General features: G+C 64.7%; 17 protein-coding genes. 11 read left to right on the plus strand and 6 right to left on the minus strand.

Annotation, left to right across the window (positions count from 1 at the left end; all coding sequences use genetic code 11):
* Complete coding sequence (locus XI09_RS40395; RefSeq protein ID WP_271571877.1) at positions 1-1194, minus strand: efflux RND transporter periplasmic adaptor subunit; 1194 nt, start codon at positions 1192-1194, stop codon at positions 1-3.
* 251 nt (positions 1195-1445) lie between these two features.
* Between XI09_RS40395 and XI09_RS40400 the strand changes: the two genes are divergently transcribed.
* Positions 1446-2237, plus strand: a complete 792-nt coding sequence (locus XI09_RS40400; RefSeq protein ID WP_271571878.1) for an ABC transporter substrate-binding protein — start codon at positions 1446-1448, stop codon at positions 2235-2237.
* Between the two features lie 34 nt (positions 2238-2271).
* Here the strand turns inward: XI09_RS40400 and XI09_RS40405 are convergent, their stop codons facing one another.
* The 3 genes from XI09_RS40405 to XI09_RS40415 all read right to left on the minus strand — a co-directional run bounded on the left by XI09_RS40405 (position 2272) and on the right by XI09_RS40415 (position 5580).
* On the minus strand, positions 2272-3345 hold the full coding sequence (locus XI09_RS40405) for a hypothetical protein (protein WP_271571879.1): 1074 nt from the start codon (positions 3343-3345) through the stop codon (positions 2272-2274).
* Between the two features lie 103 nt (positions 3346-3448).
* Positions 3449-4942 carry a flavin-containing monooxygenase gene (locus XI09_RS40410; RefSeq protein WP_271571880.1) on the minus strand — a complete coding sequence of 498 codons (1494 nt, stop codon included), beginning with the start codon at positions 4940-4942 and terminating at the stop codon, positions 3449-3451.
* A gap of 188 nt (positions 4943-5130) precedes the next feature.
* Positions 5131-5580, minus strand: coding sequence for a cupin domain-containing protein (locus XI09_RS40415; protein WP_092184980.1), 450 nt, complete (start codon positions 5578-5580; stop codon positions 5131-5133).
* A 187-nt stretch (positions 5581-5767) separates the two neighbouring features.
* On the opposite strand from XI09_RS40415, the gene XI09_RS40420 reads away from it, so the two are divergent.
* Positions 5768-6793 carry an AraC family transcriptional regulator gene (locus XI09_RS40420; RefSeq protein WP_271571881.1) on the plus strand — a complete coding sequence of 342 codons (1026 nt, stop codon included), beginning with the start codon at positions 5768-5770 and terminating at the stop codon, positions 6791-6793.
* Between the two features lie 227 nt (positions 6794-7020).
* Here XI09_RS40420 and XI09_RS40425 read toward each other — a convergent pair whose 3' ends face one another.
* Both XI09_RS40425 and XI09_RS40430 read right to left on the minus strand, forming a co-directional pair.
* Positions 7021-8898 (minus strand): ATP-binding protein, encoded by a 1878-nt coding sequence (locus tag XI09_RS40425; RefSeq protein ID WP_271571882.1) that lies wholly within the window; start codon positions 8896-8898, stop codon positions 7021-7023.
* Positions 8899-9060: 162 nt separating this feature from the next.
* On the minus strand, positions 9061-9693 hold the full coding sequence (locus tag XI09_RS40430; protein WP_271571883.1) for a cupin domain-containing protein: 633 nt from the start codon (positions 9691-9693) through the stop codon (positions 9061-9063).
* A 219-nt stretch (positions 9694-9912) separates the two neighbouring features.
* Between XI09_RS40430 and XI09_RS40435 the strand changes: the two genes are divergently transcribed.
* The 9 genes from XI09_RS40435 to XI09_RS40475 all read left to right on the plus strand — a co-directional run bounded on the left by XI09_RS40435 (position 9913) and on the right by XI09_RS40475 (position 23390).
* A complete protein-coding gene (locus XI09_RS40435; protein WP_271571884.1) occupies positions 9913-11604 on the plus strand; it encodes a peptide ABC transporter substrate-binding protein in 1692 nt (563 codons plus the stop codon).
* A 27-nt stretch (positions 11605-11631) separates the two neighbouring features.
* Positions 11632-12582 (plus strand): ABC transporter permease, encoded by a 951-nt coding sequence (locus XI09_RS40440; RefSeq protein WP_271571885.1) that lies wholly within the window; start codon positions 11632-11634, stop codon positions 12580-12582.
* A 2-nt stretch (positions 12583-12584) separates the two neighbouring features.
* A complete protein-coding gene (locus XI09_RS40445) occupies positions 12585-13460 on the plus strand; it encodes an ABC transporter permease (protein WP_135175619.1) in 876 nt (291 codons plus the stop codon).
* Positions 13461-13503: 43 nt separating this feature from the next.
* Positions 13504-14832, plus strand: coding sequence for an NAD(P)/FAD-dependent oxidoreductase (locus tag XI09_RS40450; protein WP_271571886.1), 1329 nt, complete (start codon positions 13504-13506; stop codon positions 14830-14832).
* 13 nt (positions 14833-14845) lie between these two features.
* Positions 14846-15772, plus strand: a complete 927-nt coding sequence (locus XI09_RS40455; protein WP_271571887.1) for a 2-hydroxyacid dehydrogenase — start codon at positions 14846-14848, stop codon at positions 15770-15772.
* 9 nt (positions 15773-15781) lie between these two features.
* Positions 15782-17650, plus strand: coding sequence for an ABC transporter ATP-binding protein (locus tag XI09_RS40460; RefSeq protein WP_271571888.1), 1869 nt, complete (start codon positions 15782-15784; stop codon positions 17648-17650).
* 501 nt (positions 17651-18151) lie between these two features.
* Positions 18152-18667, plus strand: coding sequence for a hypothetical protein (locus XI09_RS40465; RefSeq protein WP_271571889.1), 516 nt, complete (start codon positions 18152-18154; stop codon positions 18665-18667).
* Between the two features lie 317 nt (positions 18668-18984).
* Entirely contained in the window at positions 18985-22314 is a 3330-nt protein-coding gene (locus tag XI09_RS40470; RefSeq protein WP_271571890.1) for an adenylate/guanylate cyclase domain-containing protein, read from the plus strand.
* A 251-nt stretch (positions 22315-22565) separates the two neighbouring features.
* Positions 22566-23390, plus strand: a complete 825-nt coding sequence (locus tag XI09_RS40475) for an AfsR/SARP family transcriptional regulator (protein ID WP_271571891.1) — start codon at positions 22566-22568, stop codon at positions 23388-23390.
* Positions 23391-23405: the final 15 nt, after the last annotated feature.

The raw sequence follows: 23405 nt of genomic DNA on the forward strand, positions 1-23405 counted from the left end.
CTACTTGGCAGACGCCTGCGGCTGTCCGATCTTCGTCACCTGCGGGTCGATCTTCTGGCCCGGGATCACCCGGAGCAGCCCAGCGATCACGACGCGGTCCTCCGGCTTCAACCCGCCCTCGATCACGCGCAGGCCGTTGTCGACGGGGCCGATCTGCACCTTGCGCTGCTCGACGACGTTGTCGCCGTTGACCACCAGCAGATAGCGGCCGCCCTGGTCGCTGCCGAGCGCGGTGTCGGGAACGAGGAGCGCGTCCTTCTCCTGGTCGAAAGGTACGCGGACGCGGACGAAATAGCCGGGCAGCAGCACCCGCTTGTCGTTGGGGACGAGGCCGCGGACCGCCAGCGTGCCCGTCGATTGATTGAGGGTCGGCGAGACGTAGTCGAGCTTACCTTCGTGCGGATAGCCGGTTTCGGTCTGGAGGCCGACCTGGATCGGCAACTGTTTGAGGTCGTTGACGGTCAGCCCGCGGCGGGCCGCTTCGGCGCGAATGCGAAGGACGTCCTGCTCGTTGACGGTGAAGTTCACCCAGATCGGGTCCATCGCGACGATGGTGGCGAGCTGGGTCGGGGAGGAGACGCCGACGAGCTCGCCGATCGAGACCATGTGGGCGCTGACGATGCCGTCGAACGGCGCGCTCACCTTGGTGTAGCCGTAATTGACCTCGGCGAGCCTCGTATTGACCTGGGCCTGCTGGAGATTGGCCTGAGCGTTGTCGCGGGTCGATGTCGAGGTGTCGAGGGTGGACTGCGAGACCGCCTGGCGCTGCACGAGCTCGACCTGCCGCTTGAAATCGGCTTCGGCCTGCTTGACCGTGGCTTGCGCGCCGACCTCCGCGGCCTTCGCCTGCTCGACCTTGAGCTTGTAGGTCTCCGGCTCGATCGTGAAGAGCTGGGTCCCTTGTTTGACGAAAGTCCCGTCCTGATAGTCGATCGATTGCAGAAAACCCTGCACGCGCGCAACCAGGTCGACGCTCTTGATCGGGGCGGTGTTGCCGGTGGCTTCGATATAGCGCGTCACCGGGCGCTGCACCGGTGTTGCGACGTCCACCTTGGGCGGCGGCGGTGCCACGTAGGCGTTCTTGTCCTCGCAGCCGGCGAGCGCGATCACGGCGCTCGCGGCGGCTAGCGCCCGTCCGACATGTCTCCACGCTTCGTTGCGATGGGCGAGAGATGCGGGATTCGCGCGCGTCATTCGGTGGCCCCCGATTGCTGTCTGTCGGTGCGGCAGGCTACCAACAAATATCCGGCCGTGGAACACCATAGCCATGGCAGTCACCGGCCTTGCACTGCAAACGGCGGTGTGGCCTTTGACAGGTTTGTCATGACAAACCGCTTTTCACGGTGCACACGATCGATCAGAATTGCGTCAATGGCCGTGTGACGGAAGCAAGGCGGCTGGGACGAAGAGAAGAAGCCAAGAAGAAAAGGTGAGGAGAACATGACATGCCCACGTCGCTTCAATCGGCCCTTGCCGGCCTCCTCCTTGCAGCGGCGGTTGCCATGCCTGCGCTAGCCGATGGCCTGAAGGACGAGATCGCACCGACCGGCAAGCTGCGGGTCGCGATCGCAATCAGCCCGGCGGGCGGCGCGTTCTGGTCGACCAAGACGGAGGCCGGCTATGCCGGCGTGCCGGTGGACCTCGGCAAGGAGATGGCGGCCCGGCTCGGCGTTCCCGTCGAATATGTCGTGCACCAGAATTCCGGGCAGATCACCGACGCGGCGGGCAAAGGCACCTGGGATGTCACCTGGCTGCCAAAGGACCCCGAGCGCGAGAGCAGGATGATGTTCGGCCCGATCTACGAGGTCGCGGACGCCACCTACATCGTCAAACCTGGTTCGAGCGTGACCAATTTCGCCTCGCTCGACCAGCCCGGCATCAAGGTCGCGGCCGTCAACGCCACCACCACCATGCGTGGCGCGATCGCGCATCTGAAGAACGCCGAGGTCACGGGCTATCAGACCTATGACGAGATCTTCGGCCTCCTGAAGAGCGGCGAGATCGATGCCTTCGCGCTGTCGCGGGACCAGCTCAACAAGATGGCGCAGAAGATTCCCGGTGCAAAAGTGCTGGACGAGACGTTCAAGAAGACGGTGACGGCCGTCGCCGTGCCGCTCGGCCACAGCCAGGCATTGGCGTTCGTGACGAAGTTCATGACGGAAGCCACGACGAACGGCACCTTGCGCAAGGCCTATGACAACAACGGCCTGAAGGACTCGCCGATCCGCACCGAATAGGGCAGGCGGCGCAGGGCAGGTTGCAACCGGTCGCTCAGTGCGCCCTGATCTCCGCATATTTCGCCATCGCGCGCTCGAACTTGCGGTTGAACAGCCACATCGCAGCGAGGATCTCGCGGAAGCTTGCCGAGCTGCGCGACCTGTCGGCCTGTCCAAAGGCGAAGATGCTGTTGTTGCGCAGGTGCCTCATGATCGTCGGGCTGGACACCCGGTAGTTCAGGAGATCGCCCGATTTGAGCGCGGACCGCGTCGGGGTGGGGACGATCTGGATCAGCTCGAACAGCTTCATCTGGTCGATCGGGTCGGGCAGCGTTTTCACGATTCCCGGGATTTCCCGGAAGACATCCGCATGCGCGTTCATCAGGCCGTCGCGCACGTTGGTCCAGTGGTTGAAGCGGTGATCGGTGCCGCGGGCGCGCGCCTCTTCCCTGTCGTCGCGCGCGTTCAATTCGGGATCGGCCGCCGCGATCTCTCCCTTGATCGCCTCCCATTTCCTGCGGCCGTTGCGGTCTTCGGAGGGGCCGGTCTGAAAGCTGCCCATATAGGTGTTCGAGCGCCCGTTGCGGACGTTCTGCTTGCCGTTCGTCTCCGCAAAGAACAGCCCGAGGCTGATGCGGCCCGCAGCTTCGGCGTGTTCAGGTGCAAGACCCTTCGCGCGCGCAATCGCGACCGCGAGATCGACGACGTCCTTGAACGGCGTCGGCGAGTTCTGCGCGCCGGCGGGCGGCGCCTCCATGATCTCGAACAGCCCAGCGTATTCGTCGACCAGCGGCTCGATCGCGGCATCGAAATAGGCCGGCGGAATCTCGAACTTGTTGGGCTTGCCGATCCGCGACGGCATGGCGTCGGTGAGATCCTTGTAGCTGCTGATGACAGCGACGCGTGCCAGATAGAGCGCCTGTCCCGGCAAATTCGGCAGCGGCTCCTTCGCCTCGATCTGTCGGCGCCGCTCGGCCAGGATGGATTTGAAATCGCCGAGCGCGCGATCGTAGGTCGCAAGCGCCTCCGATTGCTTTGCGTTAAGCGTTTGTGCCTGGCTGACCGCAAACGTCGTGAGGATCAGCCCAAGCACCGCCATGGCTGCGGCGGCGTGACATCGTAGTCCCATGACGGGTTCCCATGTGCCGGAGATTCGTCGGTCATGGGGATCGTAAACATCAAACGCGCGGACTGGCGAGTTGCAAATCCCGCTCAGCCCGGGTTGTCCGACCCTACGCTGTGGCCCGGTAATCCGGCGCCGTCGCCAGGAACTTCGCATAGGCATCCGCATCCGGCGGCTGGAAGTGTCCGGCGAGCCCGCCGCGCCTCTGGTTCTTGGCGCCGATATCGGCCATGAGCTCGTCGAAATGGCGGTAGTGATAGGGCGCGACGCACAAGCCGCCATAGACGCCGGCGGCCGGCCGCTCGACGCGCTTGAAGTGCAGCATCATCTCGATGTTGTCGCGCATCTGTTGCGCCGTCGGCTGGTTGGCGAGCTGGCCGTCGGCGTAGCGCACCAGCCAGTTGGCGGCGAGGTCGGCGCAGAGCACGGTGCAGAACGAGGAGTTGAAGCCGACGAAACCGAGCTCCGGCAGATCGGGGTTGGCGATCAGCCGATAGAGCCGGTACTGCCCGTCGGCGTCGACCAGTTTCTGTTGATAGGCTGCAGGCAGGAACGGCACGCCGAGCTTGTAGCCGATCGCGAGCACCGCGACGTCGGCACTGATGCGCTCGCCGCCGCTCATCACGATGCTGTCGCCTTCGTAATGATCGAACGTGCCGAACACCGCCTTGATGCGGCCGTCCGCGACCATCGGATAGAAGCCCGGCGTTGCGATCGGCACCGAGCAGTTGACGCCGTCCTCGATCCGCTCTTTCGGCACCATCTTGCACCGGCCAAGCTTGAGCTGGGCCTTCAATAGGCTCTCCAGCCCGCGCCAGTTCGCCCAGACCAGCGGCGCTGCGATGCGGTGTGCGAGCCGCGCCATCGCGCTCATGCCCCAGCCCGGAAACATCTCCTCCTGCGCGCGGATGTAGAGGATGCGCTTGAAGTTCACGAGGCCGCCGATGAAATAAGGGATGCGCCAGACCGGCTCACGCATCACGATGGTGACCTCGCGTGCACCTGACTTCACCGCGTTCACCGCGATGTCGGTCGCCGATTTCGAGCCGCCGAGCACGACGACGCGGCGTCCTTTCGCCAGCGCGGGATCGCTGTATTTCGACGAATGCAGGATCTGGCCGCCCTGCGCCAGGAAGCCGTCCTCGCCCGGGCAATGCAGCTCGCGCGGTTCGTTGAACTGCCCGGTGCAGACCGCGACGAAATCGAAATCCTCGTTCGTCGTCGTGCCGTCCTTGTTCGTCAGCGCGAGCGTCCAGCCCGGCTTCCCGTCGGCGCGGCGCGCCATGCCGGCGACCTCGGTGTCGAGGCGCAGCATGCCGTCGAGGCCGAAGCTCCTGGCGTAATCGGCGAGATAGGCATGGACCTGCGGCCCGGTCGGCCATTCCGGATAGGCGTCCGGCATGGCGCGATCGGTGTAGCGGTAGAGATCCTTCGGGCTCTGGGTCTGCACGTCAGGATAGGAACGCGCCGGCTCCCAGACGCCGCCGAGATCGGGGCTGCGCTCGAGAATGGTGACGCGGTGGCCGCGGGTGGAGAATGCCTTTGCGGCGGCAAGACCGGAGACTCCGGCGCCGATCACGCAAACATGCTTGGGACTGACCATGGGATTGCTCGCAATCAGGGTGTTTCGCGCGCAAGCGGCCACGCTCGGCCGCGATGCGCGGCCGGCGGACCTGCAAGCAGATGAAAGTGAACGGTGAGGCGGCCGCCTCGAGCATGATCCGGAAAAGTGTGAAGCGGTTTTCCGAAAAGACCATGCTCAAACAACAACTAAAGCGCGACGATCGCGCTTTAGTCGTTGGCCTCGGGCGGCAGGAAGTCGACCTCGTGCAGCGCCGAGATGCGCACGACTTCGGCTGGGTCGGTCAGATTGTGGAGCTGGTTGAACAGCGCCTCCAGCTTCTGCATCGGCGAGACCCAGAACAGCGCGCGGCACGGCTTGTCGGATTTGTTGAAATAGCCGTGCGGAATGCCGCGCGGCATGCGCACGAGGTCGCCGGCATGGGCCTTGACCCATTGGCCGTCGAGCTTGAGATCAAGCGTGCCTTCCTGCACCAGGATGAACTCGTCCTGGGTCGGATGGATGTGCACCGGCACAAACTGGCCGGGATCGCTGTTGGTCTCGAACGCGAAGGTGGAGTCGGTGACGGCCTTGGGGAAATAGACCTGGCCAAGGATGTTCCAGCTCTTGCCGCCATAGCCAGTGCCGACAGCGGTTATGCCCTTTTCGAGTGCAGTCATGGCTCGCTCCTCATGGATTCCGGCGAGGATGGAGCTTCGGCCAGCGACCGGCTGCCTGTCTATCCGCTAAACGAATCCGGATGGAGCTTTTGCCATGCAGCACGACGATTTTGCGAAGCGGCCCTTTCCGCGTCCGGGGAACTATTATAGGCTTAAAGCAATTCCGTGAGGCGAAGCGTGGTCGACGATGTCCGCAGCCGTGCTGGAAATGAGCGCAAGTGCGTCCGCAGCAGAACGGCTTGCGGACTTCGCCCGCGTCGCCACTGATGATGTCGACGAGGCGGCCGAGCAGATCGGACGCATCTTCTGTCCGCATGATCTCAAGCCGGCACAGGCGCGGGCGGCCGGCTTCTCCGCCCGGCACAATTGCGCGGCATTCGACGGCTTTTCCATCAACTATGTTGCCTATGGCGGATCGGTCAGCATCGATCCCGGCTGCCTCGAGCGCTTCTTCCTCGTGCAGGTCCCGCTCACGGGCACCGCCCGCATTCGGGCCGGCGCCGGCGAATTCGATGCCGTGCCGGACCGGACGGCGTCGCTGCTGTCGCCGACGATCCCGACCCGGATGATGTGGAGCGACTGTGCCCAGGTGATCCTGTTGCTTGACCGCCGCGTGGTCGAGCAGCGCGCCGCGGCTTTGTCGGGGAGGGTGGCAGGCACGGTCGAGTTCGATCCCGTGATCGACCTGGACGCGCCGTCCGGGCAGGCCTTGCGGACCAGCCTTGCCGGGCTGATGACGCTCGCCGAACGTCTTGGTCCCTCCGGCAGGCTTTCACCTGTCGCGACGGCCGACTGGCGGGAGGCGCTGCTCGATCACCTCCTCAATGGCCAGCGTCATGGCCTGTCGGATGCGATCAGGACGTTCTCGGGGCAAGCCGAGCGTCTGCCGCGTGCGCTCCGCGTAGCGCGCGACCGTCTTGCGGACAATGCCGGCGAGCCGCTCGACCTTGCGCAGCTCGCCGGTGCCGCCGGGATCGGCATCCGCGCGCTCCAGCTCGGCTTCCGCCGTCATTTCGGCGTGTCGATCTCGGAGATGCTCCTCGACATGCGCCTCGCTGGCCTGCACGCCCGGCTCGCGCAAGCCGCGCCCGATGCCTCCATCACCGCGATCGCCTTCGATCTCGGCTTCACGCATCTGGGCCGCATGGCCGGCGCCTACCGTGAAAAATTTGGCGAGACGCCATCGGCAACGCTGCGGCGAAGGATGAGCTGAAGCGTGGTGAGGCTTGGGCAGGTGTCCGTGGTTCACCTCTCCCCGACGGGGAGAGGTCGGATTGCGCAGCAATCCGGGTGAGGGGCCGCGGCACTCAGTGAGACCTGAACCCCTCACCCGGATCGCATCTTACGATGCCGATCCGACCTCTCCCTACGGGAGAGGTGATCCGAGTTCTGGGGCGCCCGTGGATTCAACCGAGACTCATCCCGCTCTCGGTGAGAGACCTACTTTCGCGACCGCGTCGTGCCGTTGTCTTCAGCCGCCTGCCTGCGCAGAAAACCCTCGACATCGGCCTGCACCGAGTAGGGCGTCGGGATCGGGTCGCCCACGGCATCGATGGCGGTGTCGAGAGAGCGGCGCAGCATGCGCGCGAGCTCGGCCTTGCGATAGGGCTTTCTCAGAAGCGGCGCGCCCATCGTGGCGCGGCCCTGCGCATGCAGGGAATCGTAGGCGTAGCCGGAGGTGAACAGGACCCGCAAGGACGGCCGCGCGGCGACCATCTGCTCGGCGAGCTCCCGTCCGTTCATGCCGCCGGCCATCACGATGTCGGTGAAGAGCAGATCGAACGGCGTGCCTTCGGCCGCAATGGCGAGGGCTTCGGTCGCATTCGCGGCAGGGATGACCTTGTAGCCGAGGCCCTCGAGCTGGACCGTGACGTAGTGTCGGACGTCGTGGTCGTCCTCGACGCAAAGGATGGTTTCCCGCCCGCCCACGACCTTGCGATCGTCAAAGCCGGCCGGGCGAAGCGTGCTCGCCTCCGCCTTCGGCAGGTAGATCGTGAAAACCGTGCCGCTTCCTTCTTGGGACGCGACCTTGATGCCGCCGCCGGACTGCTTGGCGAAGCCGAACACCATGCTGAGCCCGAGCCCCGTGCCCTTGCCGACCTCCTTGGTGGAGAAGAAGGGATCGAAGATCCGCTCCAGGACGGCCTGCCGCATGCCCGTGCCGGTGTCGGCGATCTCGATCTCGACATAGTCGCCGGCATAGCCGGCGCCGACCGCCACGGCCTCGCGCACGCCGAACACCACGTTGCGCGTCGTCAGCGTCAGCCTGCCGCCGTCCAGCATCGCGTCACGGGCGTTGATGGCAAGATTGAGCAGCGCCGAGCTCAACTGGCCGCGGTCGGCGAACGCGAGCCAGACCTTGCCATCGAGCTTCGTCGTGATCTCGATCTTCTTGTCGAACGTCGCCAGCAGCAGCTTCGCGAGCTCTTCGAGCAGCTCGTTGACGTCGATCTCCGTCGGCTGGAGCGCCTGCTTCCTTGCAAAGGACAGCAGGCTCGAGGTCAGCGCAGCGCCGCGATCGGCGGCTTCGCTGATCAGCTTGGTGATGGTCGCAAGCGGTGGATTGTCCTTCACGGCGTCGGCAAGGATCTCGATCGTGCCGGTGATCACGGTGAGCATGTTGTTGAATTCGTGCGCGATGCCGCCGGTGAGCTGGCCGACCGCCTCCATCTTCTGGGCCTGGATCAGCTGCTCCTCGGCGGCGCGCTTCTGGGTGATGTCCTTGACGAAATTGTTGATGATGGTGCGCCCGCCGAGCAGGAGTGCCGTGCTCGACGCCTCGATCAGGATCGCATCGCCGTTCCTGTGCAGCAGGCTCACTTCGAAGCGGATTCCGATCGGCGTATCCGACAGTTCCGGCAACAGCCGCATCATGCGCTGCCTGAAGCCGGCGCGGAGCGGCTCGGCGACGAGGAGGTCGACGACGTCGGCGCCGATGGCTTCCTGTCGCGACCAGCCGGTCAGGGCTTCGGCCTGAAAGCTCCACTCCAGGACGATGCCGCGTTCATCGGTCTGAATGAAGGCGTCGAGCGCGGTCTTGACGACGGCTTGCGTCATCTGTGCGCTCTCGGCGATGGCCTTCGCCCGATCGGCCAGCTGCGCGGCGGCCCGCTCGGCCTGCGACGTCTCGATCGCGCGCGCGCAGAGATGCGCGAGCAGCACCGCAACGACACCGCTCGCCATCAGGGCGATGAGCTGGGCCATGCCGAACCCCCGCGGGCCGGCGGAGCCGGACACGGCATAGGAGGCGAGAAGGAGTGCGGCGGTCACGACGACCTGGGCGGCCATCGCAAATGTCACAAGCCCCCTGAGTTTCATGGCTCACACCAAAGACGCCAGCCGCGGACCGTCCCGGCCCCGCCCTGTCGAGGGGGCCGGCTTCATGTGAGCTACAGACTCCGTGCGTTTCCGTCGAGGGGCAATTTCCGGTGGCGTGGGCGGCCGGCGGTCCCCGAAGCGAGGCCCGGCCTGCCTCGCGCGTCAACCCGAAGGCGAATCGGTCTGGCGCAGCGTGGTCACCCAGATCACGCGCGCCACCTGCTGGGTCGGGTTGTCGAACATGTGCGGCACGATGCTCGGGAAACGAAAACTGTCGCCGGCCTCGAGCACATGGGCCTGGTTGTCGAGCCACAGCCGCAGGCTGCCGGACAGGATGTAGCCCGCCTTCTCGCCGGTGTGCTGGAGGAAGTCGGTGCCGGACGAGGCGCCGGGATTGAGCGTGAGCTCGTAGAGTTCGAGCTGGCCCTTGCCATCGGGGGTGAGGGCTTCCTTGACGACGCCGCTGGCGGTGAGGCGCAGCAGGCGACGGCTGTTCTTGCGCACGATGTAGCGCTGCACGTCGCCGGGATCGGTGGTCTCGAAGAAATAGGAGATCGGGACGTCGAGCGCGATGCTGAGCAGGCGCAGCGTGCGGATCGACGGCATGGCGCGCGCGCGTTCGAGCTGGCTGATCATGCCGTTGGAGAGGCCGGTCTTGTTGGCGACGTCCTGGATCGAGAGGCCGGCGCGCTGGCGCAGCAGCCGTACGGTTTCGCCGAGGCGCTGGTCGACCGCATCTTCGGCCTCGATCGTTGGAGTGTCCTTCGGACCGTTGGTATCGCCGCGACCATCCATGTCGCTCTCCCATGCATCATCTCAGCCTTGGACCGCATCGGTCCGAGGCTTCAGTCGGAGTGAAAAGGTCGCGCATCCTAGCAATGTGATTGACAGCTGTATTTAGTCATGATGAACTTTTGATTGAAAAATTTAGAAGCACTAAAGCCCACTCCTGTCCCTTTGCCGGGGTCTCGGGGCGCGGGAGACGGTGCCGCGTGCGACAACGGAGAGTGGGTCATGGCAAGCGACACCGGCAAGTTCGGCGTTGGGGCAGTGCATCTGGGCATTCCGAATCGCCGTCAATTCTTCCAGCTCGGGGCCGGCGCCGCGGCGGGATGGAGCCTTGCAGGCAACGCCTTCGCGCAGAGCGAGCGCCCGACCAGTCCGCCGGACAAGCCGCGCGGACAGGTGATCGCGGCGCTGTCGCAGGAGCCGACCGTCTTCCATCCGCTGATGCCCGGCATCGAGGTCGATCAGGGCATCTGGTGGCAGGTGTTTTCGCCGCTCTGGTACATCGATCCCGACGGGAATTTCGTTCCCGACCTCGCCCGCGAAGTTCCGACCATCGCGAATGGCGGCCTGTCGGCCGACGGTCTGACCTGGAAGATCAAGCTCCGCAGCGACGTGAAGTGGCACGACGGCACGCCGTTCACGGCGGAGGACGTCAAATTCTCCATCGAGTTGATCAACAATCCCGGTTTCCGCGCGCGCAGCCGTGTCGGCCATAGCCTCGTCAAGGACATCACCGTCGTGGCGCCTGACGAGATCCATTGGCGGATGGAAGCGCCCTATTCGCCCTACATGTCGATCCTGGGATCGTTCACCTTCATCGTGCCCAAGCACATCCTGGAGAAGGTGTCCGATCCGAACGCTTCGCCGTTCCACAATGCGCCGGTCGGCACCGGCCCGTTCCGCTGGGGCGAGCGCGTGCCCGGCGATCATATCCAGTTGAATGCCCACACCGGCTATCACGGCAAGGGGCCGTACGTCGAACGCGTGGTCTTCAAATACATTCCCGACCTCACCGTGCTCTACACGCAGTTCCGCACCGGCCAGGTCGACTATACGGGCCTCGCGGGCATCCTGCCGAACTTCGTGCAGGAGACGAAGACCCTGAAGGGCCGCAAGATCTTCGTCTCCTCGACCTCCTCGGTGGAGCATATCGCGCCCAACCTGGAATTCGGTCCCTTTGCCGACCGCGCCGTGCGCGAGGCGCTCTATCTCGGCATCAACAAGCAGGCGATCATCGATGCGCTCTATTACGGCCTGCCGACGCAGACCGAGAGCTTCGTGCCGCAGCAGGCCTGGTCGTTTCAGCAAGGGTTGCCGCAGCACAAATACGATCCCGCCAAGGCCAATGCGCTGCTCGACGCTGCGGGCTGGGTCCGCGGCTCCAGCGGCATTCGCGAGAAGGGCGGCGTCAAGCTCGAATTCACCAACTCGACGACAGCGGGCAGTGCCGTGCGCGAGCAGTGCCAGCAGCTCCTGATCCAGGACTGGCGGGCCATTGGCGCAACGATGCGCGTCAACAACATGCCGGCGGCCGTGATCTGGGGCGACTTCTGGCAGCAATCGAAGTTCAATTCGGTGATCGTCGGCGTGAACTTCATGCTGGGCAGCGACCCCGACGTGACGCCGCGCTTCGGCTCCGGTGCAATTCCCGCCAAGGGCGGCCGCGGCTACAACACTTATCAATACCAGAACGCGGAGGCCGATCGGCTGCTTTCTCAAGGCGCCAAGCAATTCGATCTGGCGCAGCGCAAGGCGACCTACGGCGAGCTGCAAAAGCTCATCCGCAACGACCTCGCCATCCTGCCGCTGTTCCAGAGCTTCATCGCCGAGGGCGTGAAGGAGGGGCTGCAAGGCTTCCGTCCCAACATCAACATGTCGATCAACAGCTGGAACATGCGCGAATGGTATTGGGCCTGATGAATCCGGCGCGCTGGATCGCCTGAGATGGCCCGTTACGTCGCCAATCGCCTGGCGCAGGCGATCATGCTGCTTGTGATCGTTTCGGCGATCGGCTTTGCCATTCTGCATCTGGCGCCGGGCGGTCCGCTCTCGCAGTTTGCCGTCTCCGGGCAGATGACGCAGGAGGATCTCGATCGCGTCACCAGGCAGCTTGGCCTCGACCGGCCGCTGCCGATCCAGTATCTCGACTGGTTCGGCCGCATGCTTAGGGGCGACTGGGGCAAGTCTTATCGGGACGGCGAGGCGGTGCTGTCCGTGATCTCCTCGCATCTCGGCGCCACCCTGGAGCTGATGGCGACGGCGACCATCATCGCGGTGCTGCTCGGCTGCTGGATCGGCGTGCTCGGCGCGCTGCGCCGCTACTCGCTGTTCGATACGCTGGCAACCGTCGGCGCCATGATCGCGCTGTCGATCCCGACCTTCTGGTTCGGCCTCGTCACCATCTACATCTTCTCGGTGAAGCTCGGCTGGCTCCCGGCCGGCAATCGCGAGACCGTCGGCGACGGCTCCTTCCTCGACCTGCTGCATCATCTGATCGCGCCGGCCCTGGTGCTGGCGCTGGTCGAGACGGCGATGTGGGGCCGCTTCATGCGCTCCTCGATGCTCGAGGTCATCAACCAGGATTACATCCGCACCGCGCGCGCCAAGGGCATGCCGGAATGGCGGATCCTGACCGTGCACGCGCTTCGCAATGCGCTGCTGCCGATGATCACGGTGGCCGGCCTCCAGTTTCCGACGCTGCTCGGCGGCGCGCTGGTCGCCGAGACCGTGTTCACCTGGCCCGGCATGGGGCGTCTGTTCCTCGATTCCATCGGCTACCGCGACTATCCCGTGGTGATGGGCATCCTGATGTTCTCGGCGACCATGGTGCTGATCGGCTCGCTGCTCGCCGACATCTTCTATGCGGTCGTCGATCCGCGTATCCGGGTGGGCTAGCGATGACGAGCGCGGTTCTCTCCACCGACCAGCTCGCGCCCGGCCAGGCCGCCTGGCGGCGCTTTCGCCGGCACCGGCTCGCGCTCGCAGGCGCAGTGATTATTCTGATCCTCGTCCTCGGTTCGGCACTGGGTCCATATCTCCTGCCGTTCGACGACACCTATATCGACATCATGAAGCGGTTCGCGCCGCCGCTGTCGGGCGCGCATATCCTCGGCACGGATGAGCTCGGCCGCGACGTGCTGGCGCGGCTGATGATGGGCGGACGGGTGTCGCTCTCGATCGGCATCGTCGCGATGGTGATCGCGATGGCGGTCGGCATCGCCGTCGGCGCCTTCGCCGGCTTCTATGGCGGGGTGGTCGGTGCGGTCCTGATGCGGCTCGTCGACGCCGTGCTGTGCTTTCCGACGATCTTCCTTCTGCTCGCACTGGCCGCGCTCACCGAGCCCGGCCTCGTCACCACCACCGTGCTGATCGCGGCAACCGCCTGGATGGCGGTCGCCCGTGTCGTCGAGGCCCAGGTGCGTTCGCTGCGCGAGCGCGAATTCGCGGTGGCGGCGCTGGCCTTCGGCTCGTCGAACCTGCGGATCATGTTCCGCGAGCTCGTGCCCAACGCGATCGCGCCGATCGTGGTCGCGGCGACGCTGAACGTCGCCAAGGCGATCCTGCTCGAATCCTATGTCAGCTATCTCGGCTACGGCATCCAGCCGCCGGCCGCGAGCTGGGGCAACATGCTCAACAATGCGCAGATCTATCTCACCAGCGCGCCGTGGCTCGCGATTGCACCGGGCCTTGCCATCACGCTCGCGGTGACGAGCTTCAACTTCCTCGGAGACGGTCTGCGCGACGCGCTCGATCCCAGGATGAACATCCCATGACGAGCCGACGAGCTTCGATCGAACTGAATACCAGGAGTGCCCCATGTCCCCGCCGCTCAACCGTATAAATAGCGACGAACGCCTGCCGGCGCAGGTGGACGTCGTCGTCATCGGTGGCGGCGTGATCGGTGTGTCCGCAGCCTATCATCTGGCGAAGAAGGGGCTTTCCGCTGCCCTCGTCGAGAAGGGGCATGTCGGTGGCGAGCAGTCGAGCCGCAATTGGGGCTGGTGCCGCCAGCAGGGCCGCGCGCGTGAGGAGATTCCACTGGCGCGTGAGGCGCTGCGGCTGTGGGAGGACATGCAGAACGACGCCGGCGTCGATGCCGGCTTCCGCCGCACCGGCGTGCTGTTCCTGACCAAGAGCAAGGACGAGCTCGCCGGCTGGGAGCGCTGGGCCGCGATCGCGCGCGAGCAGCAGGTTCACTCCACCGTCCTGACGCCGGCCGAGGTCGCCGAGCGGCTGCCTGGCAATGCCGACAAATGGGTCGGCGGCCTGCACACGCCGAGCGACGGGCGCGCCGAGCCGTCGATGGCGGTGCCTGCGCTTGCCACGGCCGCGCGAAAGCACGGCGTGACCATCCATCAGGGCTGCGCCGCGCGCGGGCTGGAGACGACCGGCGGGCGGGTCAGCGCCGTCGTCACCGAGAAGGGCACCATCCGCGCGCAATCCGTGCTGCTGTCGGGCGGCGCCTGGTCGTCGCTGTTCTGCCGCCGTCACGGCATCGAGCTGCCGATCGGTCTCGTCAACGCCACCGCCTGCCGGACCACGCCGGGGCCGGAGATCATTTCGGGCGCGCTCGGCACCGACTTCTTCTGCATCCGCCGCCGGCTCGACGGCGGGTTCACGCTGGCGCTGCGCAATCGCGGCACGGTCGAGCTGTCGCCCGATCTGTTCCGCTACGCGCGCACCTTCTGGCCGACCTATCTGCATCGCCGCAACGGGCTGAAGATGTCGTTCGGCAAGTCGTTCTTCGACCAGCTCACGCGCGGCACCAGCTGGAGCTTCGACAAGCCGTCGCCGTTCGAAACCGAGCGCGTGCGCGATCCCGCGCCCGACATGTCGCTGGTCAATGCGGCGCTTGCGTCGCTGATCAAGTCCAACCCCGAATTGAAGGACATCGAGATCGCGGAAGCCTGGGGCGGCACCATCGACTGCACGCCCGATACGATCCCGGTGATCTCGCCGGTCGATGCGCTGCCGGGCTTCTTCCTCGCCACCGGCTTCTCCGGTCACGGTTTTGGCATCGGCCCCGCAGCCGGCAAGCTCGCCGCCGACATCGTGACCGGCTCGACGCCGCTGGTCGATCCGGCGGCCTACAGCCACAAGCGCATGATCGACGGCCGCCGGCTCGCGCCGGTCAGCCCGTTCTGAGGGCCTTGGCCGCATGACGGTTCTCTACAAGGCCAACATGGTGCGCGGTGCGGAGTGGGCGCGCTTCTTCGCGGAGCGCGCGCCGCATCTGCCGTTCCGGCTCTGGCCCGACATCGGCGATCCCGCCGAGGTGCGCTATCTCGTGGCGTGGGTGCCGCCTGACGACATCGCGGCGACCTTTCCAAACCTCGAGCTGGTCTTCTCGGTCGGCGCCGGCGTCGACCAGTTCGACGCCACCAAACTTCCAGCGCACATCCCGCTGGTGCGCATGCTGGAGCCCGGTATTGCCGAGACCATGGTGGAATACGTCACCATGGCCGTGCTCGCCCTGCATCGCGATCTCCTGCACTTCATCAGCCAGCAGAAGCAACAGGTCTGGCGCGAGATCCGGATCACGCCGGCGAAGCGGCGGCGTGTCGGCGTGATGGGGCTCGGCCAGCTCGGCCAGGCCGTGCTCGAACGCCTCGAGGCGTTCGACTTTCCGCGTCTCGGCTGGAACCGCTCGCCGCGCGAGATCGAGGGCGTCACCTGCTATGCGGGCATGGACACGTTGCCGGAATTCCTCGCGCAGGCCGACATTCTGGTCTGCCTGCTGCCTCTGACCGACGAGACCCGCGGGATCCTGAACGCGGACCTGTTCGCGCGCCTGCCGCGCGGCGCCTCCCTGGTCAATGTCGGGCGTGGCCCGCATCTCGTCGAGGCCGATGTCCTCGCGGCTCTCGACAGCGGCGTGCTCTCGGGGGCTGTCCTCGACGTCACCGATCCCGAGCCGCTGCCGGCGGGCCATCCATTCTGGAGCCATCCGCGTATCCTGCTGACGCCGCACAATGCCAGCATGACCACGCCTGATACGGCCGTCGACTATGTACTCGACGTCATCGCACGTCACCGCCGCGGCGAGGATCTGCCGGGGCTCGTCGATCGTGCACGCGGCTACTAGGACACTCGCATGAGCATCGGCGCAAGCAGACCTGACCAAGTCATTGCCGAAGCACAGGCGCCCGTGCTGTCGGTCGCGGGCCTCACCACGTCCTTCATGCGCGAGCGGCAATGGATCCCCGTCGTCCGCAACGTGTCGTTCGACGTCGCGCCGCGCGAAACCGTGGCGATCGTCGGCGAGTCCGGATCGGGCAAGAGCGTCACCGCGCTGTCGATCATGCGGCTCATTCCGAAGGAGAGCGGCCGCATCGAGGGGCGTGTCACGCTCACCGGCCGCGATCTCCTCGCGCTGCCCGAAGCGAGCATGAAGGATATCCGCGGCAACGACGTTGCCATGATCTTCCAGGAGCCGATGACGAGCCTCAACCCGGTGCTCACCATCGGCTTCCAGATCGCGGAAGCGCTGATCCAGCATCGCGGGCTGTCGCGGGCGGCCGCCGAGGCCGAGACCGTCCGCCTGCTCGACCGCGTCCGCATCCCCGCCGCGAAAGCGCGCTTCCACGAGCATCCGCATCGCTTCTCCGGCGGCATGCGCCAGCGCGTGATGATCGCGATGGCGCTCGCCTGCAAGCCGAAGCTCCTGATCGCCGACGAGCCGACCACTGCGCTCGACGTCACCATCCAGGCCCAGATCCTGGAGCTGTTGAAAGAGCTCCAGCAGGAAGAGGGGATGTCGATCCTCTTCATCACCCACGACATGGGCGTGGTCGCCGAGATCGCGGACCGCACCGTGGTGATGTATGGCGGGCAGGCGGTGGAGCTTGATGCGACCTCGCGCATCTTCGCGGCGCCCGCCCATCCCTACACCCGCGCGCTGCTCGCCGCCGTGCCGCGCCTCGGCTCCATGGACGGGCGTCCGCGGCCGATGCGCTTTCCGATCGTCGACAAGGTGACGGGCACCTCGGACGAGCCGACGGAGACGCCTGATACGGTCTCGATCGCCGAGCGCCCGCTGCTCGAAGTCGCCAATCTCACCACGCGCTTTCCGATCCGCTCGGGATTGTTCGGCAAGGTCTCCGGCCGCGTCCACGCGGTCGAGAACGTCTCCTTCACCTTGCACGCCGGCGAGACGCTGGCGCTGGTCGGCGAATCCGGCTGCGGCAAGTCGACGACCGGCCGCTCCATCCTCAAGCTGGTCGAGCCGGACGGCGGGACGGTTCTGCTCGACGGCCGGGACGTGCTCGGCATGAACGGCCGCACCTTGCGCGACTGTCGCAAGCAGATGCAGATCGTGTTCCAGGATCCGTTCGCGAGCCTCAATCCGCGCATGTCGGTGGGGACGTCGATCGCAGCACCGCTGCTGGCCAACGGCCTCGCCTCGGCGTCGCAGGCGCGCGACAAGGTCGCCGACCTGCTCGTGCGCGTCGGCCTGACCGCCGACATGGCCGCGCGCTTTCCGCACGAGTTCTCGGGCGGCCAGCGCCAGCGCATCTGCATTGCGCGCGCGCTCACGCTCGGGCCGAAGCTGATCGTCGCCGACGAGGCCGTGTCCGCGCTCGACGTCTCGGTGAAAGCGCAGGTCGTCAATCTGATGCTCGATCTTCAGGCCAGCATGGGCCTTGCCTATCTCTTCATTTCCCACGACATCGCGGTGGTCGAGCGCATGAGCCATCGCGTCGCGGTGATGTATCTCGGCGAGATCGTCGAGATCGGCCCGCGCGCGGCATTGTTCGGCAATCCGCAGCATCCCTACACCAGGAAGCTGATGGCGGCCGTGCCGGTGCCCGACCCCGCGCGCCGTGGCACGAAGCGCGAGGTCGCAAACGACGAGATCAAAAGCCCGGTGCGCGCGCCGGACTACCAGCCGCCAGTGCGGCAATATCGCGAGGTCTCGCCCGGTCACGTCGTCCAGGCGTGGGGCGAGGAGTGGTCGGCCTGAGACGCGGCGATGCGGTGCGTTTCCGATGACGTGGCCGAACTCATGAGTTGACGTGCAAGAAGCAGGCAAGTGTAGATAGATTGGATGTCGGCGAAACGCCGGACAGCTTGCTAACTGACCGCGCCTTTCAGCTCCCGCTCGCGCGCTCGCCGGTATGCGACGATGCAGACTCGTCCTCCGGAAATTGTGACCGGATCGAGCGACAGGGAACTGCGGAATGTGAACGATCTCATATTCCCTCACTCTCTTCTCGAGCTACCAATCCCGCAAGAAATTGCCGCACCCGGAGCTAACTGCAGGCACGGGTGAGATGCGATGCCTGCGCAGCCGCGTGCTCGCAGCTTTGGATTGGCTCTCGTCTTGCTCACGAGCAAGCCAGCCCAATCACTCAGCACAGATTTTTCAGAAATTGGAATCAAGGGAATCGCAAAGCGGGCCCACGAGGCAGCCTCTATTCGGGGGCGGCCGGCAGGCCGCTACTTACCTTAGAAGGAGACCCCAATGAAGATAAGCAATGCAGTTTCCAGCGCATTTTCCCTAACAAGGGGCGCCGGCAATCTTCGGATCGCTCGTTCCAGTCTGATCAGGTCGGCCCATCTTCTTGAAAGAATTGGGCTCGCAGCCGTTGGGGCCTCTTGCGGCCTCTATGTGGGGGCGACCTTGTTGCGTGAGAAAGGCGGACTGTTTGAAAGCGGCTGGATCGTGCTGATAACGATGCTCTACGGAGCTCTCAGCTATTATGTCGGAATTGATCTGTCCGGCAGTGTCGCACGGAAGTCGATCTCGACCATCTCGGAAGAGTGGAACGGTTTCGAGCCGGCTGAGATCATGAGTGCGGCCGGAACGTTCGGCGCCGCGATTGCCGCAACTCTGTCCGTCAGCATCCTTGTCCTTGATCAAAACCCCGCCAATGGCCTGATCGCCTTTGTTGCCGGCTGTTGGGTGGTTGGTTCTTCGCTGCAAGTTGCGGCGGGCACGATGGCCCGCAACTACGAAGCGCGCATGGACAAGCAATGAAGGAACTGTGCTCACGGAAAAACGTCTGCCTGGCGTCGCGACGTGAGCACAGGCCGCGGCGTTGGATTCGGCGTCAGGTCTGGAGTGAGTCGTGATGGCTCATCGCAACCTCTGTCGTCCAACGCTGCGTGCAGACGATTTTTGGTAGCGCAGTTGTTCGCATCGGGCCGCGACCTCACCTGGAAGCCGTGTCGGTACTGAGTAACCTAAATTATCGCGCAACAAACAAGACGTGCCATCATGGCGATGTTGGGATATCGTCCCCGCGCCGTGGTCCAAAATTCTGCTAACCGCCAACCACACGATCGGTGGAGCCAATGCAGATTGCGGAGTGGCTCGAGAAATTGGGGCTTGGGCAATACGCAGAGCGTTTTGCCCAAAATGGGATCGACGTGGGCGTCCTCCCCGAGCTGATGGACGAGGACTTCGATAAGCTCGGAGTCCTGCTAGGCCATCGCCGCAAAATGTTGCGTGCTATTGCCGACCTCGATCCAGCCGCGCTGATCGCATCGCCGGCGCCTCCTCACGACGCCGAGCGGCGCCACCTTACCGTCATGTTTTGCGATCTGGTCGGCTCGACTGCACTCTCGGCGCGTCTTGATCCCGAGGATATGTGGGAAGTGATCCGGGCCTACCGCGTCGCCTGCGCGAAGGTCGTTTCCGCTTATGACGGCAGGATAGCCAGGTTCGTCGGCGACGGAATACTCGTCTATTTCGGCTATCCCCGTGCCCACGAGGATGACGCGGAGCGCGCGGTGCGCGCGGGCCTCGACGCCATCTCTGCGATGAGACAGCTCAAAACGAGCGGCGACGAACGGATTGAGCTGCGGATCGCAATCGCGACCGGGCTTGTGGTGGTCGGCGACCTCATCAGTGGAGATGCGTCAGAGGAGCACGCAACGGTCGGCGATACACCAAACCTCGCTGCCCGGCTCCAGAGTCTGGCTGAACCGGGAGCGGTCGTCGTTGCCTCGTCGACGCGCCGGCTGCTTGGTGATCTCTTCACTTTTCGCAACCTCGGTCGCCGCGAGGTCAAGGGGATATCCGAACCCATCGCGGTCTGGGCGGTCGAGGGGGCGACCGCATCGGAGAGTCGCTTCGAGGCGGTCCACGCGGCGCGCTCGATCGGCTTTGTCGGTCGCAAGGAGGAGATCGAACTCACGCTCTCGCGCCAGCGGATGGCATGGCAGGGGCAAGGGCAGATGGTGCTGATTTCCGGCGAAGCCGGCATCGGCAAGTCGCGCATGGTCGCAACGCTGTCCGAAAGCCCCGCGTTGGGAGTGCACCGCCGGGTGCGATATCAGTGTTCGCCCTACCACACCAACAGTGCGCTTCATCCCTTTGTCGCGCAACTCGAGCGCGCGGCCGGCATTTGCTCGCACGACACGCCCGGGCAAAAGCTCGACAAGCTTGAGGCGATGCTGGCGCTTGGAACGCAGCAGGTCGCCCGGGCGACAGCGCTCATTGCGGCACTGCTTTCGATCCCAACCGGCGACCGTTATCCGCCGCTCGGTCTGAGCCCGGCGCAGCAGCGGCGCCAGACCTTTGCCACCCTTCTCGATCAGCTTGAGGGATTGGCGCGAGAGCAGCCCCTGCTGATTATCTGCGAGGATATGCATTGGGCCGATGCCACGACACTCGAATTGTTCGATCTCACGGTCGACCGGATCAGGCGACTGCCGATACTTGTGCTCATGACATCCCGGCCGGAGTTCGAGCCCTCCTGGTCGGGCCTTGCCAACGTCAGTCTGTTGCGGCTCGACCGGCTCGATCGGCAGGACACGCGGGCGCTGGTCGAGCAGGTGACTGTCGGTCGCCAGCTGCCACGCGAGATGATGAAGCAGATCATCGACAGGACGGATGGCGTCCCGCTATTCGTCGAGGAATTGACCAAGATGGTGCTGGAGTCCGGATGGCTCGTCGAAGGTGCCGGGCGCTATCGCCTCGATAGTCCGCTCCCGCCGCTGGCCATTCCCGCGACGCTGCAGGATTCGCTGATGGCGCGGCTCGACCGGCTGGCTCCGGTCAAGGAGGTGGCGCAGATAGGCGCCGCCATCGGCCGCGACTTCTCGTACGCGCTGCTGAGATATGTGGCGGGACGCGATGATCTGACACTGAGCGCTGCGCTGGGGCAACTCGAAGAGGCCGAGCTGCTGGTGTGTCGCGGGGCTCCGCCCGAGGCAAACTATAGTTTCAAGCACGCTCTCGTTCAGGAAGCGGCCTACGAGAGCCTGCTCAAGAGCAGACGGCAGGTGCTTCACACGCGCATCGGCGATGTCCTGCGCGAAAAGTTTCCGGTCGTCGCCGAGACCGAGCCGGAAGTTCTGGCACACCACTTCACCGAGGCTGGGCTGAACGAGGTCGCCCTCGAGTGGTGGCACAAGGCGGGCCAGCAGGCGCTGAAGCGCTCGGCCTATTCCGAGGCGATTGCGCATCTCGGCAAGGCGATTGCCATTGCCGATGAGCTGCCTGATGAGCCTCGCCGGATGATGAGCAGGTTGCATCTTCAAATCGCATATGGCCGTGCGTTACGGGGCGGCCTCGGGCACAGCGCCCCCGAAACGGTAGCCGCATGGACGCGCGCCCGACAATTCGCAGCCGACATCAATGATCCGGTTGAACTTGCGCCGATCCATTCCGGCCTCTTCAATGCCTGCCTGACACACGGCGAACTTGCTCCGATGAGGGAGCTGGCGGACGCCATTATGAGTGTCGCGGAGCGACGACCGGACGCACCGGTGGCCGCCGTCGTTGCGCATTGGACAGGCGGCGTCACCTGCTGGTTCGGGGGCGACTACTTGAACGCGAGAACGCATCTTGAGCAGGCACTGGCGATCTATGGTGCCGAGCCGGATCCCGCGACGTTCAGGCTCTCGGCGCTGGATCTCCCGTTCGTGATCATGAGGTTTCTTGCTCTGGTGCTTTGGCCGCTTGGCAGCATCGCTCGCGCGCGCCGGCTCGCTGCCGAAGCGGTGAGCGCTTCAGGAGAAAAACGGGCGCTGTCCCGGGCCAATGCGCTTGTTCATCGAGCTGTGTTCGACGGACTATGCGGGGGCATGTTGCAGCAAACAGATACCATCCTGGCGCTCGGTCTCGCGCGCGACCATACGATGCCGCTATATGTGGCCGCCGGTACCTACCTGAATGGCCTTGCCAAGTGGCGTGCCGGCGACCGAATGGACGGACTGACGGAAATGCGTCGCGGATGGACCATGCTGCGCGAGAATGACTGCTACCTCTGTGAACCGTTTTGGGGGATGCAGGTCGCGATGGCGGATGCAGAGGTGGGCCAGCTCGAAACCGGGCTGGAAATCTTGAGCGAACTGATCGCATGGGCGGGACAATCCGGTCAGCATTGGCTTGATGCCGAGCTGCATCGCGTCCAGGGCGAGCTTTTGTCGCGTCATGACCCTCCGGACGGTTCCGGGGCCGAAAATGCCTTCAACCGAGCGCTGGAAATCGCACGACACCAACAGGCGAAGACTTTCGAGCTGCGCAGCGCCCTCGGACTTGCGCGCCTGCACAAGGCAAATGGCCGAGCGGGCGTGGTTTTCGAACTGCTCGCTCCCCTCCTCGCTGAATTCGATGCGGAGCGCAATCTTCCCGAAGTCGAAGAAGCGAAAGAGCTGCTCAAGCAAGAGCATTAGGCGCGGGCCGTTTCCCTAGCTGGCCGTCCGTCCGTGCGAGGGGGTGAGGGTTCTCTCCACACTGGGGTTATCGATTGTGGAGACACCCGCACCCCAATCCAGGGCAATATGAAGGGCCGTCAGGCCGCACATGCCTTGTCAAGGCGATCGGTCGCTCTTGACAGAGGTCGATTTCTTGCAATGATACAATTTCTGGCTGAATGGATTGTCGTTGGAAATTATAGTTAGTTTCGTTTGCGGGGAGGGGGTCCTTGCTAACGGTCAGTTTGTTGGGTTCGAGTCGTATTGGAAGCGGCGATGAGCAGACGTGGTCGGATCTTGGTCCGGCCGGACGTCGGCTAGCCGGATATCTCGTTACCTTCCCGGATCGTCCGCATCGCAGAGAACGGCTCATCGACCTGTTCTGGCCGGAGCTTGACGCGGAGCGAGGCCGACGTGCGATGATTTCCGCCGTGTGGCGGATCAGAAAGCTGCTTGCGTCGTCTCCCGCTTATGTCGAGGGCGAGGGCCTGCGAACGGTTGGGTCGGAGACGGTTTTTCGGCGGACTTCGTGGCTGGATGTCGATACCTGGGCGCTTCTTCAAGCAGCGACGACGATCATCGAGGGGGCCGGGGCAGGGTTGTCTCCGCCGGAAATGAAGGAAGTCCTGCGCGTTCTCTACCGCTACGAGGGACCATTTCTGGACGGCGAGGATGCCGAATGGATACTGGAGGAACGCGAGCGGCTGCATTCGCTGTTCATACAGTCTTCGGCCATGCTGGTTCGTCAGCTCGGGCTGGACGGTTACGACCACGATGCGATCCGGCTTGCCCGCCACGCTCTGCGATTTGATCCATATCGAGAGGAGCTCGTTCGATATCTTCTCACACTGCTTGCGTTGAGCGAACGACGGATAGAAGCGCTCCGCTACTACGATTCGTGGATCAGCCTGATCCGCAACGAGCTCGGAATTTCGCCGCTGCCGGCGACGCGGGCCCTCATTGAAGAGATCAGGAACTTGCACAATGCTGAGAATGTGCAGCATTTGCGCGCGCGGCTTGTCGGCCGAACCGAAAAGCACCTCGCCCTGTTCTGAAGACAATCTCTCCGT

It is taken from the genome of Bradyrhizobium sp. CCBAU 11386, assembly GCF_028128955.1.
Taxonomy (GTDB): domain Bacteria; phylum Pseudomonadota; class Alphaproteobacteria; order Rhizobiales; family Xanthobacteraceae; genus Bradyrhizobium.

Excerpts from the sequence above, each read along its gene's own strand:
- XI09_RS40395 (WP_271571877.1), bottom strand. The coding sequence starts at position 1,194 with ATGACGCGCGCGAATCCCGCATCTCTCGCCCATCGCAACGAAGCGTGG.
- XI09_RS40400 (WP_271571878.1), top strand. The coding sequence starts at position 1,446 with ATGCCCACGTCGCTTCAATCGGCCCTTGCCGGCCTCCTCCTTGCAGCG.
- XI09_RS40405 (WP_271571879.1), bottom strand. The coding sequence starts at position 3,345 with ATGGGACTACGATGTCACGCCGCCGCAGCCATGGCGGTGCTTGGGCTG.
- XI09_RS40410 (WP_271571880.1), bottom strand. The coding sequence starts at position 4,942 with ATGGTCAGTCCCAAGCATGTTTGCGTGATCGGCGCCGGAGTCTCCGGT.
- XI09_RS40415 (WP_092184980.1), bottom strand. The coding sequence starts at position 5,580 with ATGACTGCACTCGAAAAGGGCATAACCGCTGTCGGCACTGGCTATGGC.
- XI09_RS40420 (WP_271571881.1), top strand. The coding sequence starts at position 5,768 with ATGTCCGCAGCCGTGCTGGAAATGAGCGCAAGTGCGTCCGCAGCAGAA.
- XI09_RS40425 (WP_271571882.1), bottom strand. The coding sequence starts at position 8,898 with ATGAAACTCAGGGGGCTTGTGACATTTGCGATGGCCGCCCAGGTCGTC.
- XI09_RS40430 (WP_271571883.1), bottom strand. The coding sequence starts at position 9,693 with ATGGATGGTCGCGGCGATACCAACGGTCCGAAGGACACTCCAACGATC.
- XI09_RS40435 (WP_271571884.1), top strand. The coding sequence starts at position 9,913 with ATGGCAAGCGACACCGGCAAGTTCGGCGTTGGGGCAGTGCATCTGGGC.
- XI09_RS40440 (WP_271571885.1), top strand. The coding sequence starts at position 11,632 with ATGGCCCGTTACGTCGCCAATCGCCTGGCGCAGGCGATCATGCTGCTT.
- XI09_RS40445 (WP_135175619.1), top strand. The coding sequence starts at position 12,585 with ATGACGAGCGCGGTTCTCTCCACCGACCAGCTCGCGCCCGGCCAGGCC.
- XI09_RS40450 (WP_271571886.1), top strand. The coding sequence starts at position 13,504 with ATGTCCCCGCCGCTCAACCGTATAAATAGCGACGAACGCCTGCCGGCG.
- XI09_RS40455 (WP_271571887.1), top strand. The coding sequence starts at position 14,846 with ATGACGGTTCTCTACAAGGCCAACATGGTGCGCGGTGCGGAGTGGGCG.
- XI09_RS40460 (WP_271571888.1), top strand. The coding sequence starts at position 15,782 with ATGAGCATCGGCGCAAGCAGACCTGACCAAGTCATTGCCGAAGCACAG.
- XI09_RS40465 (WP_271571889.1), top strand. The coding sequence starts at position 18,152 with ATGAAGATAAGCAATGCAGTTTCCAGCGCATTTTCCCTAACAAGGGGC.
- XI09_RS40470 (WP_271571890.1), top strand. The coding sequence starts at position 18,985 with ATGCAGATTGCGGAGTGGCTCGAGAAATTGGGGCTTGGGCAATACGCA.